The 14,550-nt window shown below is 69.0% G+C and carries 14 protein-coding genes; 11 read left to right on the top strand and 3 right to left on the bottom strand.

The window, feature by feature from the left end; translation table 11 throughout:
- The first annotated feature begins 516 nt into the window (after window positions 1-516).
- From ALMP_RS43280 to ALMP_RS43265, 4 genes are all read left to right on the top strand, one after another.
- Window positions 517-1,392: a catechol 1,2-dioxygenase gene (locus ALMP_RS43280; protein ID WP_264937556.1), complete on the top strand. Its 876-nt coding sequence runs from the start codon at window positions 517-519 to the stop codon at window positions 1,390-1,392.
- A gap of 272 nt (window positions 1,393-1,664) precedes the next feature.
- On the top strand, window positions 1,665-1,913 hold the full coding sequence (locus tag ALMP_RS43275; protein ID WP_264937718.1) for an SDR family oxidoreductase: 249 nt from the start codon (window positions 1,665-1,667) through the stop codon (window positions 1,911-1,913).
- A gap of 382 nt (window positions 1,914-2,295) precedes the next feature.
- Window positions 2,296-3,846, top strand: coding sequence for an MFS transporter (locus ALMP_RS43270; RefSeq protein ID WP_264937555.1), 1,551 nt, complete (start codon window positions 2,296-2,298; stop codon window positions 3,844-3,846).
- A 5-nt stretch (window positions 3,847-3,851) separates the two neighbouring features.
- A complete protein-coding gene (locus ALMP_RS43265; protein WP_264937554.1) occupies window positions 3,852-4,484 on the top strand; it encodes an NAD(P)-dependent oxidoreductase in 633 nt (210 codons plus the stop codon).
- 115 nt (window positions 4,485-4,599) lie between these two features.
- On the opposite strand, the gene ALMP_RS43260 is transcribed toward ALMP_RS43265, so the two are convergent.
- From ALMP_RS43260 to ALMP_RS43250, 3 genes are all read right to left on the bottom strand, one after another.
- The gene (locus ALMP_RS43260; RefSeq protein WP_375803629.1) at window positions 4,600-4,950 is read right to left on the bottom strand and encodes a Tn3 family transposase; all 351 of its coding nucleotides are present in this window, start codon (window positions 4,948-4,950) and stop codon (window positions 4,600-4,602) included.
- A gap of 142 nt (window positions 4,951-5,092) precedes the next feature.
- On the bottom strand, window positions 5,093-6,496 hold the full coding sequence (locus ALMP_RS43255) for a Tn3 family transposase (RefSeq protein ID WP_264937553.1): 1,404 nt from the start codon (window positions 6,494-6,496) through the stop codon (window positions 5,093-5,095).
- Between the two features lie 528 nt (window positions 6,497-7,024).
- Window positions 7,025-7,723 carry a TetR/AcrR family transcriptional regulator gene (locus tag ALMP_RS43250; RefSeq protein ID WP_264937552.1) on the bottom strand — a complete coding sequence of 233 codons (699 nt, stop codon included), beginning with the start codon at window positions 7,721-7,723 and terminating at the stop codon, window positions 7,025-7,027.
- Between the two features lie 143 nt (window positions 7,724-7,866).
- Here ALMP_RS43250 and ALMP_RS43245 point away from each other — a divergent pair, with 143 nt between their 5' ends.
- From ALMP_RS43245 to ALMP_RS43215, 7 genes are all read left to right on the top strand, one after another.
- Window positions 7,867-8,811 (top strand): NADP-dependent oxidoreductase, encoded by a 945-nt coding sequence (locus tag ALMP_RS43245; RefSeq protein ID WP_264937551.1) that lies wholly within the window; start codon window positions 7,867-7,869, stop codon window positions 8,809-8,811.
- A 44-nt stretch (window positions 8,812-8,855) separates the two neighbouring features.
- Window positions 8,856-9,539: an SDR family oxidoreductase gene (locus ALMP_RS43240; RefSeq protein WP_264937549.1), complete on the top strand. Its 684-nt coding sequence runs from the start codon at window positions 8,856-8,858 to the stop codon at window positions 9,537-9,539.
- 111 nt (window positions 9,540-9,650) lie between these two features.
- Complete coding sequence (locus ALMP_RS43235) at window positions 9,651-10,022, top strand: DoxX family protein (protein WP_264937548.1); 372 nt, start codon at window positions 9,651-9,653, stop codon at window positions 10,020-10,022.
- A gap of 94 nt (window positions 10,023-10,116) precedes the next feature.
- Window positions 10,117-11,175 carry an LLM class flavin-dependent oxidoreductase gene (locus ALMP_RS43230; protein WP_264937547.1) on the top strand — a complete coding sequence of 353 codons (1,059 nt, stop codon included), beginning with the start codon at window positions 10,117-10,119 and terminating at the stop codon, window positions 11,173-11,175.
- A gap of 1,027 nt (window positions 11,176-12,202) precedes the next feature.
- Complete coding sequence (locus tag ALMP_RS43225) at window positions 12,203-13,270, top strand: aromatic ring-hydroxylating dioxygenase subunit alpha (RefSeq protein WP_264937546.1); 1,068 nt, start codon at window positions 12,203-12,205, stop codon at window positions 13,268-13,270.
- Complete coding sequence (locus ALMP_RS43220) at window positions 13,267-13,461, top strand: hypothetical protein (protein ID WP_264937545.1); 195 nt, start codon at window positions 13,267-13,269, stop codon at window positions 13,459-13,461. The genes ALMP_RS43225 and ALMP_RS43220 overlap by 4 nt, the downstream gene beginning before the upstream one ends.
- On the top strand, window positions 13,458-14,396 hold the full coding sequence (locus ALMP_RS43215) for a PDR/VanB family oxidoreductase (RefSeq protein ID WP_264937544.1): 939 nt from the start codon (window positions 13,458-13,460) through the stop codon (window positions 14,394-14,396). The genes ALMP_RS43220 and ALMP_RS43215 overlap by 4 nt, the downstream gene beginning before the upstream one ends.
- The last annotated feature ends 154 nt before the right edge of the window (window positions 14,397-14,550 follow it).

Here is a 14,550-nt window from a genome sequence, read left to right as displayed (position 1 = left end):
GAGTTCCGGCTGCCGCACACGATGGGGGCAATCCCCATCGTTCCCACACGATCTCCTCCATCGCCGTGCTCGGCTGCGGACTCATGGGTCTGACGAGGTCGATCAGCGGGATGGAGGAGGTTTTCCCGGCCGGGACGCGCCGCCATCGGTGGGCTCGGTGAGGAGTTTGTCGACGTCGCGCAAGAGGGTCAAATCTGGGCGTTTCCATCGGCAACCTGCTGCCTGCCGAACGACCCGGCCTCCTCGCCCGCATGCGGTCCTTGCTTCGGCCCGGCGACGTTTCCCTCCCGGGCGCGGACGTACGCAACAAGGTAGGGGGACGCGGATTCAGTGCCGTGAACGGGGTTGTCCAAGACGGCTCCGACGCCGAGTTGGTCACATTCTGCGACCAGCAGCTACGGGACCAGCTTTATTGGATAAGCCATTCCAGTTGATGTAACCTCAACTGGAGTGCCATATCCACTTGTGAGATCCGGGCCGTCGCGGCCCGACTCCCACGACCGGCAGGGGACTTTGATGAGCACGTCGGAAAGCACCAGGCTCCAGGTCGTCTTCGACGACCTCCAGTCGACGATCGCGGATCTGATCATCAAGCACGGAGTGACCGAGCAGGAGTTGCAGCGAGCCGTCGCATGGGCCCTGGAACTCGCCGAAGCCGGCGAAATGCCCATGACGATCTGGCAGTTCTTCATGCATCCGGTACTGGAGGCCAACCTGGGCGCCGCGTATGCGAATCCGGAGAAGGACGGTGCGAGCCCCTGGGTCGCCAGGGGGCCGGCCTATGTACCCGGGGCGCCGGTCCTGGAACGCCCGTACGCGCTGCCCATGCGCCCCGACGAACCCGGCGAGGTGCTCTTCGTCTCGGGACAGGTGCGCTCCACGAGCGGCGAGCCGATCGCGGGCGCGGAGCTCGACATCTGGATGACCAACGCCAAGGGCGACTACTCGAACTTGACCGCGGAGATGATCCGGCCTCTGGTCATAGACCTTGACGAGAGCCTGCCCCCGTTCAACATGCGCGGAAAGCTGCTCACGGACGACGAGGGTCGCTTCGAGTACCGGACAGTCATGCCCGGCATCGAGGTCATGGGCATCGCCGAGAACGGCCCTTTGGGCAAGCTCATCAAGAAACTGGACCGGGTCGAAATCCGCCCGCTGCACATCCACACGATCGTCACCGCCGCCGGCTTCCACACGCTGACCACGCAGTCCTACTTCGAAAGCGACCCGATCGTCTACAAGACCCTCGAACCCCGCACGACGCCCGAGTCCAGCGTGCACGCCACACAGCTCCATGACGACCCGGCCGACTTCAAGGCGCGCGGCCTGGATGCGCCCTACCACACCGTGACCCACGACTACGTACTGCGCCCGGTGACCGCAGCAGTCTGAGTGAACCGGACCCAGGCGGTTCGGCGGAGCGCGGGGCGCCAGACCGCGCTCCGCCGCAGCCCAGGCATTGGCGGCGATGTCCCTACCGTGGCGCGGACATCCATCACACCGGCCCGATTTCGCAACGTCCGTGCGTCGACACCTCCCCTCCACGCCCGGACCGGACGCCATCAAGCTCACAACTCCGTGCTGCACGGAGCGATCAAGGAGGATCCACATGCCCGACAGGGTCGCCGACGAGTTGGCCATCCGTGGCCTGACCGCACGCTTCAATCACATGGCCGACCAGTGTCGCGGGACGCGGCTGGGCCGCTTACGGCACCGCGAAGGCCGCGCTCTCCCACTACACGCGCCTTGCCGCGCTGGACCTGGCACCCCGGATCCGGGTCAACGCGATCGAGCCGGGCTCGATCGCGACGTCGGCGCTGGACGGTGCGAGCACCCCCGTAACCGGCAAGATCCTCGAAGTCGACGGCGGGAGTCAGCTTCCCCCCGATGGCCTTTGGCCGACCGACCTGTAGGACACGGCACGGGTCGATAGACCAGCCGAATCGGCCGCGAGCTCGACATTCTCGACGTAGCGGCATGCTCGGCGGCCCACGATGTCCGGCTCGCGGGGCTCGAGAAGGCACGGTCCCGCCGGGCGGCGCCAGGGTGCCCGCCGGCTTCGGTCAGATCCGGTTCACCGGCGGCGAAGGCGGCGGTCACCTCCCCGCCGAGCGCGAGGGGGTGGAGCGACTCCTGGCACCTCTTCTCCTCCATGGTGTCGATGGGATGCGCGGCAACGAACCAGGCCACGGCGTGCTCGGGACCACGTCCGGAGCGTTCGTGAAAGCCGCAAGGCTTCCCTATCGCACCACCCCCCTGTCGCCTAGCACCTCTTGTACTCACGGAGGCTCGACCATGTCCCACGCCTTTCCCCGGACCGGTGACGATGGGAGGGCCACAGCACCGAGGGCCAATGCCGTCGTGGCGGCCCTGGCCTTCGGTGGGATCGTGTTCTCGCTGATGCAGTCCCTGGTGATCCCGATCGTCCCGGACCTTCCGAAGTTCCTGGGAGCCTCGCCGTCGAACAGTTCCTGGGCCATCACCGCCACGCTGCTCGCGGCCGCCGTGGCCACCCCTGTGACGGGCCGACTCGGAGACATGATCGGCAAGCGCCGCATGCTCCTGGTCAGCCTGGTCCTGCTGGTGGCGGGCTCGGTCACCGCCGCCCTCAGCGACACACTGGCCCCGATGGTCGTCGGCCGAGCGCTGCAGGGGCTGGCCGCCGGCGTCGTCCCGCTCGGCATCAGCATCATGCGCGACGAACTGCCCCCGGAGCGACTCGGCTCCGCCACCGCGTTGATGAGCGCATCTCAAGGCGTGGGCGCTGCCCTCGGCCTGCCCGCCGCCGCGGCCATCGCGGACAACTTCGACTGGCACACGCTGTTCTGGGCCTCGGGCGCCGCAGGCGCCCTCGCCGCCGTCCTGGTGCTGGTGTTCGTACCGGAGTCGAAGGTGCGTTCCGGCGGACGCTTCGACCTCGTCGGAGCCATCGGCATGGCGGCCGGCCTGGTCTGCCTGCTCCTCGCCGTTTCCAAGGGTGCCGGCTGGGGCTGGACCAGCGGCACCACCCTCGGCCTGTTCGCCGCGGCCGTCGTGGTGCTGCTGTTGTGGGGTCTGTTCGAGCTGCGCGTCAAGGAGCCGCTGGTGGACCTGCGCACCAGCGCACGCCGCCAGGTGCTGTTCACCAACGTCGCCTCCCTCACCGTCGGGTTTAGCCTGTACATGACAATACTGATAGTGCCGCAGTTCCTGCAGCTGCCCGCGGCGACCGGTTACGGCCTGGGCAAGTCGCTGCTCACCGCGGGCCTGGTCATGGCGCCGATGGGCCTGGTGATGATGGCCACGGCTCCGGTGTCCGGCCGCGTCACCAGGGCCAGGGGCCCGAAGACGACCCTGATGATCGGCGCTCTGATCGTGGCCGCAGGCTACGGGCTGAACATTGTGCTCATGAACGCGGTCTGGCACTTCGTGCTGGTGTCCTGCATCATCGGCGCCGGCGTCGGCTTCACCTTCGGCGCCATGCCGGCTCTGGTCATGGGCGCCGTGCCCGCATCCGAGACGGGTGCCGCGAACAGTCTCAACACCCTCATGCGTGCCATCGGTACGTCGTTCGCCAGTGCCGTCGCCGCCGTGATCCTCTCCCAGATGACCACGAACTTCGGCTCCGTCGCCCTGCCGTCGGAGAACGGCTTCAAGACGGTCATGGCCGTCGGCGTCGGCGCCGGCCTCCTCGCCTTCGCCCTGGCCTCCTTCATCCCGCGCCACCGGCGCGCCACCGCCACGGCGGATACGGCATCCGAGTCCGCGACGCCGTCCGCGGTCCCGGGCGGCACCGCCGCACTGGCACGTCACGCGGTCAACACCACCGAGCCTCCGAACCAACCTCTCCACGCTGCGAAGGAATGAACCCCATGCGCGTCACCGTCTTTGGCGGAACCGGCCCCACCGGCCTGCTCCTGATCAACCAGGCCCTGGCCGAGGACCACGAGGTCACCGCCTACGCCCGCACCCCCTCGAAACTGCCCACGCACGAGCGGCTCACCGCCGTCCAGGGACAGCTCGACGACGCCGCAGCCATCACCGAGGCGGTACGCGGCAGCGACGCCGTCCTCAGCACACTCGGCCCGACCACCAAAAAGGCCGACGCCCCGCCGCTGGTCACCGGCTACCGCCACATCGTCGCGGCCATGCACGAACACGGCGTCGAGCGGCTGGTGGCGCTGGGCACGCCCAGCATCCCCGACCCGGCCGACAGCAAGGAGTTCAAGGTCGGCCTCACAGCCACCGCCGTGAAGAAGTTCGCGCCGGACGCGTACAACACCATCGTGACCATCGGCCACATCGTGCGCGAGTCCGGACTGAAGTGGACCATCGTCCGTATCCCCTGGCTCTCCAACGGCCCGAAGACCGCCTCCATCAACGTCCGCAAGGTCGGCGACAAGGGAGGACTGCGCCTCTCTCGGGCCAACGCCGCCGCGTACTTCCTCCAGCAGCTCACCGACTCCTCCCAGATCGGCCGCGCACCGTTCATAACCGACAAGTAGGCACACCGTCGGCCATGCAACAGAACGCGGCTGCCGCCTGGCCACTCCCGGACATTCCGATCAGCCGGGGGTGGCTTGCCGATGGTTCCCAAGTCGGCCGGGCCCTGGAAGTCCCTCAGCGTGACTTCGAGGTTGATCGGGCGGCCTGATGCGTCGGTGTGCGAGGGCGGGGCGCGGTTCGACGTCTCGGCGTGCTCTTTGTCGGGCCGGTCAGGGCGCCGTCCTTGCCGTAGTGGAGCACGGTGTTCGCGCTGTTCCAGTTCTCCACAACCTGGAGCCCGCCGTGGATCTCGCGGCGCAGGCCGGGACTGGCCAGATAGTCGCAGGCAAAGATCGTGCGCACGGCCCGGCCGAGTTCTTCGAGTGCCTGGTAGGTGGGGTGCTTGGGGCCGCCGCGGGTGAAGCGCCGCAGCACCTGCTCCGCCTCCGCCGTTCCGAGCCGGAGCGCAGTCGCGTACTTCACCATCTGGTCGTACTGCTGCTCGATCAGCTCCCAGCGGATCGGCCTCGTCGGCGAGGCGCCGAGCGCCGGCCAGCCGGGCGGGGTGTCGTCCGGGCGTACAGGCGGATGCTGCCGATGTTCTTCAGCCTCGGCAGCAGGCGGTAGTTCAGCAGTTCGGTGAAGGCGAACCGACGACCGAGGCGCCGTGGGTGTCGACGTGGTTCGACTCGATCTCGGCGTCGCTGCAGTGCCGCAGCAAGCCCCCGATCATTGCCGCCACCTCGCACGACGAGCAGCTCTTGAGCTGGGAGTAGACGCAGACGTTCTTCCGCTCGACGTGCCAGTAGATCATCACGCCGTTGCCGCCATAGCGGGCGTGGTACTCGGTCATGAAGTTCGAGGGCCAGGACCCGAACTTCTTCGAGTCCGACGCGCACGCGGTGCCGCCGCCCCACCACCATGCGGTGTCGCGGGCGGCGAAGGTGGCGTTCACCAGCCTGGTGACGGCGGCCCGGAGATTGCCGACGGTGATGAAGTGCCGGCGCACGTGCCACAGCGCAGCCTCGCTCTCGCCGTGCTCGCCGGTCGCCACGATCGCCCGGATACCCATGTTCGTGCCCAGAGCGAAGAGGGCCAGCAGCAGACGGCGCTGGAGGACGTCACGCTCGATGCGCTCGTCCGCGGCCACTGAGGAGAACTCCTCGGTGAAGCCGGTCAGAAAGTCGGCGTTCTTCAGCCCGTCCAGGAGGTCGAGGACGCCCCAGCGGCGTGCGACCTCCTCTTTGAGGACCGCCAGGCCGGTGGGCTCGGCCACCGGCTCCAGCTTCGGAACCGTGATCCACGGCTCGCCCTTGCGGGTGGTGACCTTCACCCCGCCTGCCGAGCCGTCCGCGAGCGCGCGGGACAGCTGGTCCAGGCCCGCGGCCATGCGCTTCCTCAGGTCCGCGATGAACGCCCTCGGGTTCAGCGGCTGCCGGATCGCGGCGTGGTGCACGGCACGAATGGCCTCGAAGTCGCCGGGCAGGTCGTCCTCCGGGTTACGCCAGCGCGCGGCGCCCTCGACGTGGATCTCGCGGCGCCGCACGGCGTCCCGCAGCGCGACCAGAACGCACAGCTCATAGGGGATGCGCTCGACCTTGTCCTTGTCGTCAACGACCGCCTCGCGCCAGTCCTTGCGCGCCACGCCGTCCAAGGGCACTTCGTCGCCGGCGTCGCAGAAGCGGGCCTCGCCGTCGACATCGGCGTATTTCTTCAGTAGCTTCATCGCGTCCATCACCGGCCGGTAGGCGGTGTTGTTGCACCTGAAGCCCAGCGTGTTCAGCAGCGGAGGCAGCATCTGCCGGTAGTACGAGCTGTACGAGGAGCGCAGGGTGGTGTGGACCTTGGCCTTTAAGACCTTCTCGTTCGTCTTCGCCTCAGCCACCAGCTCGCGCAGCGTCTTCTCCCCGACCACCGGGAACGGAGCCCGGCGCCCAACCTCGTCAAGCTTGTCGACCGCGGTCGTCGCCAACTTGAAGAGGATGCCCTCCGTCCCACGGGCCTGCCGTCGGCAGCCGCTGTCATAGTCCACGGGCGCACCTCCAGAACACCCCCTACGGCTGCGCCCCGCACGCGCACCACGCCCGACAAAGAGGCACCCACGCATGTACGAATGACCTGTACGGAAGTGGAAACCGCCGCGTACATGCGTTTCCAGATCAGCCTCAGTTCACGGCGGCACGCGCAATGAGCATCGCCACCAGTGGGACCGTTTCGGTCTGACTGTTGTTCTCCATGCCTGGCTCCCCTTTCCTCGTAGCGAGGGGAGCCGATCCAGCCGTATCGTCACGGCCCGTGCTCCCGAGCAGGCGATGCTGCGGTATCCCAGCGAGAGGCCCTGACATCAGAGCAAGACAGCTGCTGGCTCAGCTCAAGCGGTAACCGAGCAGCGCGAGGCCGGCGGGCGACGTCATCACCCTCCCGGAAGATCAGTCGTACCTGCGCTGCCAGTCATCCCGTGAGCTTGATAGATGCGTTGGCTGTCGGCCTGGGCGCCTTGGACCGACGGTGCCGGCCACCGGGCCGAGCCGCTGATGCGCATCCGGGCGCACGTGACCTTTCAGTCCTTCTTCCCGGGTTCCGGCGAGGCAGAGCACGCCTGACTGGCACGGAGCATGGCTTTGTAGAAGGCGCGGGGCTCGGGCGGGTCGGGCAGGGGGCCGCGGGCGGGGGCCTCGAAGGACTGGAGCATCAGGGCGACGACGCGTTTCCAGGCGTCGGGAGCGGCGTCGCCGGTGGCGTTGACGACGCCGGCAATGGCCATGTGCACCAGCACCAGGTCCTCGGGGCTGAAGTCCTCACGCAGACGTCCGGCGGCCTTGGCGCGGCCGATGAGCTGGACGACGCCCTCGTACGCCTGGTCTCGGCGCCCCTCCAGAGCCTTGGCTGTGGGGAAGGTCATGGTCAGCACGTCGGCGAAGCCGTAATCGGCGGCCTGCATCGCGCAGGCGGTTTCGACGAACCCCGCGAGACCGCGCCAGGGATCGGGGTCGTCGAGGGCGACGCCGACCGCGTCGACGTAGGCGTCCATACGGTCGGCGAAGACCGCGGCGACCAGGTCCTCCTTCGTCGGGAAACGGCGGAACAGGGTGGCGATGCCCACCCCCGCCTCGCGGGCCACGGAAGCCATGGAGGCATTCAGGCCGTCACGCCTGAACACCGTGCGCGCGGCGGCGACGATCCGCGCGCGGTTGCGCTCGGCATCGCTGCGCAGAGGCTGTGCGGCGGGGTCATCGCTGGATTGGGCGCCAAGGTTCATGACACTCAGTCTAACCGAATCGGAACGCCCAATCCATTTTCAGTGTTATCGTGGGCACCGCGGAACCGGATAGGTCATTCCGGATCGCGAATCGGATAGCCCTTTCTGAATCGAGCGATACCCGTGTCAAGGAGTTGATGATCATGCGCGCTGTGATATTGGCGCAGATACCCGGCAGCCCCGAGGTGACCGAGGTGGAGGTGCCCCGCCCGGAGGCCGGTGAGGTGCTGGTGAAGGTGGCCGCGTCCTCGGTGAACGGGTTCGACCTGGGCACGGTGGCCGGATACCTGCAGGGCATGATGGAGCACCGTTTCCCGCTGATCCTCGGCAAGGACTTCGCCGGCACCGTCGAGGCGGTCGGTGAGGGTGTCGAGGGTTTCGCGGTCGGCGACGCCGTGTTCGGCGTGGACGCCAAGGCGTACCTGGGTGCCGGTGCGATGGCGCAGTACGTCGCGGTTCCCGCTGCCATCGGCATCACCCACCGACCCGACGGGGTCTTGGTGCGTGACGCCGGCGCGCTCGGGCTGGCGGGCACCGCCGCCTTCGACGGTCTCGCCCTGCTCGGCCCGCTGGAGGGCAGCACGGTGCTGATCTCCGGTGCCACCGGCGGCGTGGGTGCCATCGCCGTGCAGCTGGCCGCGGCCCGGGGCGCGAGGGTGATCGCCACGGCCAAGCCGGGTTCCGAGAGCGGCTTCGTCTCAGCGCTGACCGACGCCGAGGTGACCGTCATCGACTACACCCAGGACATGACCGCGCAGGTTCGGGCGATCGCCCCGGACGGCGTGGACGCGGTGCTGCACCTCGCCGGCGACCTGGCCGAGCTCACCGCGCTCACCCGCGACGGCGGCGCCGTCGCCTCCGCCCTCACCCTCGCCCCAGTCCCCGAGGCCTCGGAGGACCGCAAGCTGCGGACCGCCATGATCCAGTCCAACCCGACCGCCGACACCCTGTCCACCCTCGCCGGGCACGTCGCCTCCGGCGCCCTCAAGGTGCCGGTGAACTCAGAGTTCGACCTCGAGCGTGCCCCCGAGGCATTCGCCGCGTTCGGCGCCGGCACCGTCGGCAAGATCGCCATCACCGTCGCCTGACCCACTCCGTACCCCAGACGCTTCCCCCACGAAAGGACTTCACCATGCCCAGCATCGCCATCGTCGGAGCCGGCCCCGGCATGGGCCTCGCCATCGCCCGCACCTTCGGCTCCCGCGGCTACGACGTCGCTCTCATCGCCCGCAACCGCGCCAAGCTCGACGGCCTCGTCGCCCGGCTCACCGCCGAGGGCATCACCGCCGCCGCGTTCCCGGCGGACGTGCGCGACCACGACGCTCTGACCCAAGCCCTCAAGGACGCCGCCACCCGCTTCGGCGGCATCGACGTCCTGGAGCACTCCCCCTCTCCGGGCAACGGCTCCATAAGCTCCATGACCCTCACCTCCCCGTCCCAGACCAGCCCCTCCGATGTGCAGGGATGGATCGACTTCCTGCTCCACAGCGCCATCACCGCCACCCAGGCCGTCCTGCCCGCGATGCGTGAGGCCGGCGCGGGCACCCTGCTCTTCACCAACGGCGCCGGCTCGGTCGACCCCATCCCGATGCTCGGCAACGTCAACCCCGCCCAGGCGGCACTGCGCAACTGGGTGCTCAACCTGCACAAGGAGCTGGCCGGCACCGGTATCCAGGCCGCGCACGTCGCCATCGGCGTGTGGATCGGCGCGGGCGGCCCTCCCGAAATCCCGACCGCCGAGGCCGAGGACATCGCCCCTCTCTACTGGGACCTGCACACCCAGCGCGACGAAGCCGAGCGCGTCTTCACCGTCTGACGCCTCCCAGCTCTCCCCCGTTGAATCTTTGTTGAACCTTGATCCGCTCCATCCTCATCCGCCGCGGCGATCCCCACCGCGGCGCGACCTAAGAAGAAGGTCTCCGCTCCGATGAACGTGTTCCTGTGGATCCTGCAGGGCGTCCTCGCCGCGCTGTTCGTGGCCGCCGGCATCACCAAGGCCACCCAGCCCCGCGAAAAGCTCATATCCCAGCTGCCGTGGGTCAGTGACGTCTCGACACCCGTGGTGCGTCTGATCGGCGTCGCCGAACTCGCCGGCGGCCTCGGGCTGATCCTGCCGGGTGCTTTCGACATCGCCACGGTGCTCACCCCGCTGGCCGCCACCGGCCTGGCTGTGATCATGGTCCTGGCCATGGGCCTCCACGCCCGCCGCAAGGAGCCGCAGGCCATCGGGTTCAACGCGATCCTGCTCATCGTCGCCGCGGTCATCATGTGGGGCCGGTTCGGGCCCCACTCCTTCTGACCACCCGGCCCCCGCCCCTTCACAGCGGCCCGGTCCGCGACCACGCCGGTCGGGCCGCTCCCTCTCAACCCCTGTCCGCCTACCGGAGACGACCGTGGAACTGGGCATCATCTCCCTGTCCGACCTGCAGACCGACCCCGCCACAGGAAAACTGCACGACCCGGGGCGCCGCACTCGCGAGATCATCTCCTACGCCATCGCCGCCGACCAGGCCGGCCTGGACGTCTTCGGTCTCGGCGAGCACCACAGCTGGGACTTCGCTGTCGCCAACCCCGCCGTCCCGCTGGCCGCGATCGCCCAGACCACCAGCCGTATCCGGCTGGCCAGTGCCGTGTCGGTGCTCTCCACCGCCGATCCGGTCCGGCTGCACCAGGACTTCGCCTCCCTCGACCTGATCAGCGACGGCCGCACCGAGATCATCGCCGGGCGCAGCGCGTTCGTCGAGGCGTTCCGCCTGTTCGGCGTGGACCTCGAGGACTACGACGACGTGTTCACGGAGAAGCTGCGGCTGCTGCTCACCATCCGTGAGAACCCCGAACACGTCACCTGGCGCGGGCGGTTCCGCCCGGCCATGGACGGCCTGTCCGTCCAGCCTCCGCCCCAGCAGCCGCAGCTGCCGCTGTGGCTCGGCGTGGGCGGCACCCCCTCCAGCGTGGAACGCGCCGGACGCCTCGGCCTGCCCATGGCGCTCGGCCTCATCGGCGGGGACATCCGAAGTGTCCGCCCCCTCGTCGAGCACTACCGTGCGGTCGGCACAGCGGCCGGCCACCCCGCCGACCGGCTGCGACTCGGCAGATCCGGCCACTTCTACGTCGGCCGCACCTCCCAGGGCGCACGCGACGACGTCTTCCCCTTCTACACGGAATACGTCCGCCCCAGGCCACCCACCGGACGCGGCTTTCACATCGGACGCGCCCAATTCGACGCCGCAGCGGTGCCGTTCGGCGCGCTGATGGTCGGCAGTCCCCAGGAGATCATCGACAAGATCCTCGCCGAACGCGAAGTGCTCGGCATCGACCGTTTCATGGGCCAGGTCGATTTCGGCGGTATGCCCGCCGGGATGGTCCATGACTCGATCGAGCTTCTCGCCACCGAGATCGCCCCCGTCATCCGCAGGGAACTCGCCCCGCCGGCCGGACCGGCCGCAGCCTGACGAACTACTGAACCGGCGTCGCGGACATCGGCGACCACGATCTTGCGACATGCGCACCCTGTTCGAAAACGACGATCGACCTGCTGAAGCACCCGGCCCGACGTCAGGCGTCCCAGGATCCTCGCCACAATCGCCACGACCGTGATCGACGATCGACCTGAAGACCTCGAAGAGAGTTACGGCGTGGGGATTGACCAACGCCCGGTCGACGTAGGACAACCCGGTCACTCAACTTCTTCTGCGAGGTCTCAGCAGACGCAGGACGCTGACGTAGTTTCCGGTGCCAGGCATCAAGCGTCCGCGCAGTCGCCGCACCAGCGGTCACCGGCTACCCGGTGCAGCGGAGTTGGTCGGCGAGACCCGGGTCGTCGTCACCGGCGGTCGTGTCACAGTGCAGGGTGACGCGGCCCGCGTCGAGGCAACGAAGTGCAGCCTGGGAGTCCTGCGGCCGCCGACGCCAGCAGCGACAGCCGCGTCGGCGTCGCCGCCCCGGCATGGCCCGCACGCTCCGCGGATTGAGCCGACACATCGCCTCCAGCTTGCTCGCGCCCTGACCGCACAGGAGCGCGGCCGCGAGCCCGACGTACCCCACAGTAGTTTGTGTGTGGCCTGTGGGCTCCTTGTGCGACCGGACTCTGCAGAGCCGCTACGCGGTCGCGAGGGGACTCACGATGAGGTTGCTGAACCAGCCGTTGCGCCGCGCCGTGCCGCCGATGGCCTCGTCGACACCTTCCCGGGCGTGGACCAGCGGGGCTCAGACATTATTGGGCGATTAACGCCAAACTGCGAGTAGTCGTTGCACTCGCCGTCGCTGCCTTCGGCTCCCTGAGCGCGAACCGAACGGCCGCACCACGCGGCACTCCACTCTGGCGACTAGAGGTTTACCGAACCAGGCTCTGACCAGCCTCTTTACAGAAGTTCTTCCGCCTGGCAGAAGCCGCCTTGCCGAGTCGACACAAGCCTCACGACCCTGATTCCAACCACGGCACGCGGGGCGAGGGCGCCCCGCCGACAGGGACGGGAATCCATGCCTCACATGACCGCCTTCGCCAGGAACCAGTGGTACGTCGCCGCCTACAGCCACGAGGTCGGGCGCGAGGAGCTGCTCGGCCGTACGATCCTCGGCGAGCCGCTCGTCCTCTACCGCACCGAGGAGGAGGGAACGCCCGTCGTGCTGCACGACCGCTGTGTGCACCGGCGCTACCCGCTCTCCGAGAGCCGCCTGGACGGCGACCGGATCGTGTGCGGATACCACGGCTTCACGTACGACACGACGGGCACCTGCGTGTACGTGCCGGGGCAGAAACGCATCCCGCGCACGGCCCGGGTCGCCTCGTACCCGGTCGTCGAGCAGGATTCCCTGGTGTGGGTGTGGATCGGCGACCCGGCGCTCGCCGACCCGCAGACCATTCCGCGCGCCCGCCACCTGGACTCCCCCGGCTGGACCACCGTGCGCGGCATGGAGCCCATCGACGCCGACTACGGGCTGCTCGTCGACAACCTGCTCGACCTCTCCCACGAGACGTATCTGCACGGCGGTTACATCGGCACCCCCGAGGTCGCGGAGACGCCGATCACCACCGAGGTGGACGAGGGCGCGGGGATCGTGCGGGTGAGCCGGCACATGGACGACGCCGAGTGCCCGCCGTTCTACGCCCGTTCGACCGGCATCGAGGGCCGGATCACCCGCTGGCAGGACATCGAGTACCACGCCCCCTGCCTGTACCTGCTGCACAGCCGGATCGCGCCGGTGGGCGTCCTGCCGGAGGCCGACGGCAGCGACCCGCACGGCTTCCACACCGAGATCACCTACGCCATCACCCCGTCCTCGGACGGCAAGGTGTACGACTTCTGGATGGTCTCGCGGGACTGGGCGACGGACGACGAGGAGGTCACCGAGTTCCTGCGGGGCAACAACCACACGGTCGTCATGCAGGACGTCGACGCGCTCAATCTCCTGCAGAAGACGCTCGGTTCGGAGCGCGAGGGCTACCAGGAGCTGAGCATCAACATCGACACCGGCGGTCTGGCCGCCCGCCGCATCCTCGCCCGGCTGGTCGAGGAGGGCGACAAGCCGGTGGAGAAGGTCCAGTGACCTCGCCGACGGGCGAGATCTACCGCATCGACTGGCTGCCGGGCACGGACATCCTGCACGGCACCTGTCACTGCGGTGCCGAGCACAGCGCCCAGGACCCGGTGGAGATGTGGGAGTGGATGCTCGGCCACCCCGAAGGACACCGGCCGGCGGCCCGGCCGGGACGCGAGCCGCGAGGGAACGACTCATGACGACCGTGTACGAAGCAGAGCTCGTCGTCGACGGTGTGCGGCCGGCGGCGGACGGTGTACGGGCGCTCGTCCTGCGCCATCCGCTGGGCGAGCCGCTGCCCGCCTGGGAGCCCGGCGCCCATGTGGACCTCGTGCTCGACGCCGGGCTGGAACGCCAGTACTCGCTGTGCGGGGACCCGGCCGACCGCACGGTCTGGCGGATCGCCGTGCTGCGCGAGCCCGACGGCCGCGGCGGTTCCGCGTACGTCCACGAGCGGCTGGGTCAGGGCGACAAGGTGCGGGTGCGCGGCCCCCGCAACCACTTCGCCCTGCGCCCCGCTCCCCGCTACCGCTTCATCGCCGGCGGCATCGGCATCACACCGATCCTGCCGATGCTCGCCGCGGCCGAGGCGGCGGGCGCCGAGTGGACCCTGCTCTACGGCGGCCGCACCCGCGCCTCCATGGCGTTCACCGACGAACTGGCGGCCTACGGCGACCGGGTGACCCTCGCCCCGCAGGACGAGACCGGTCTGCTGGACCTCGCCCCGGTCCTCGACGACCTGCCGGAGGGCACCCTCGTCTACTGCTGCGGGCCAGGACCGCTGCTCGACGCGGTCGAAGCGCGCTGCCCGTCCGGGGCACTGCGCGTCGAGCGGTTCCAGGCGAAGGAGCAACACAGCGGCGAGGACGACGAGTTCGAGGTCGTGCTCGCTCAGAGCGGACACACGCTGACGGTCGCGCCGGGTGTCTCCGTGCTGGACGCCGTGCGCGCCGCCGGAGTCGAGGTGCTCTTCTCCTGCGCCGAGGGCACCTGCGGGACCTGCGAGACCGACGTGCTCGAAGGCAGCCCCGACCACCGCGACTCCGTGCTCTCGGACGAGGAGCGGGAGGCCGGGGAGACGATGCTCATCTGTGTGTCGCGCTGCCGGGGGAAGCGCCTGGTCCTGGATCTCTGATCCACAGGTCCGCCTCGATGCCCGCCACGGCCGTGAGCAGGAGGGGCCGCGCTCGGTGCGCGGCCCCGGTGGGAGACGGTGCCGGCACGGTGGTGACCGGGCGTGAACGCGCGTGACTCCACGTTCCCTGAACGCGAGTTGGGCACTACTGTGC

Origin of the sequence: Streptomyces sp. A012304 (assembly GCF_026008495.1) — a bacterium.
Classification (GTDB): domain Bacteria; phylum Actinomycetota; class Actinomycetes; order Streptomycetales; family Streptomycetaceae; genus Streptomyces.
The sequence above is the reverse complement of the archived record's forward strand: the minus strand, read 5'-3'. Positions and strand labels throughout refer to the sequence as shown.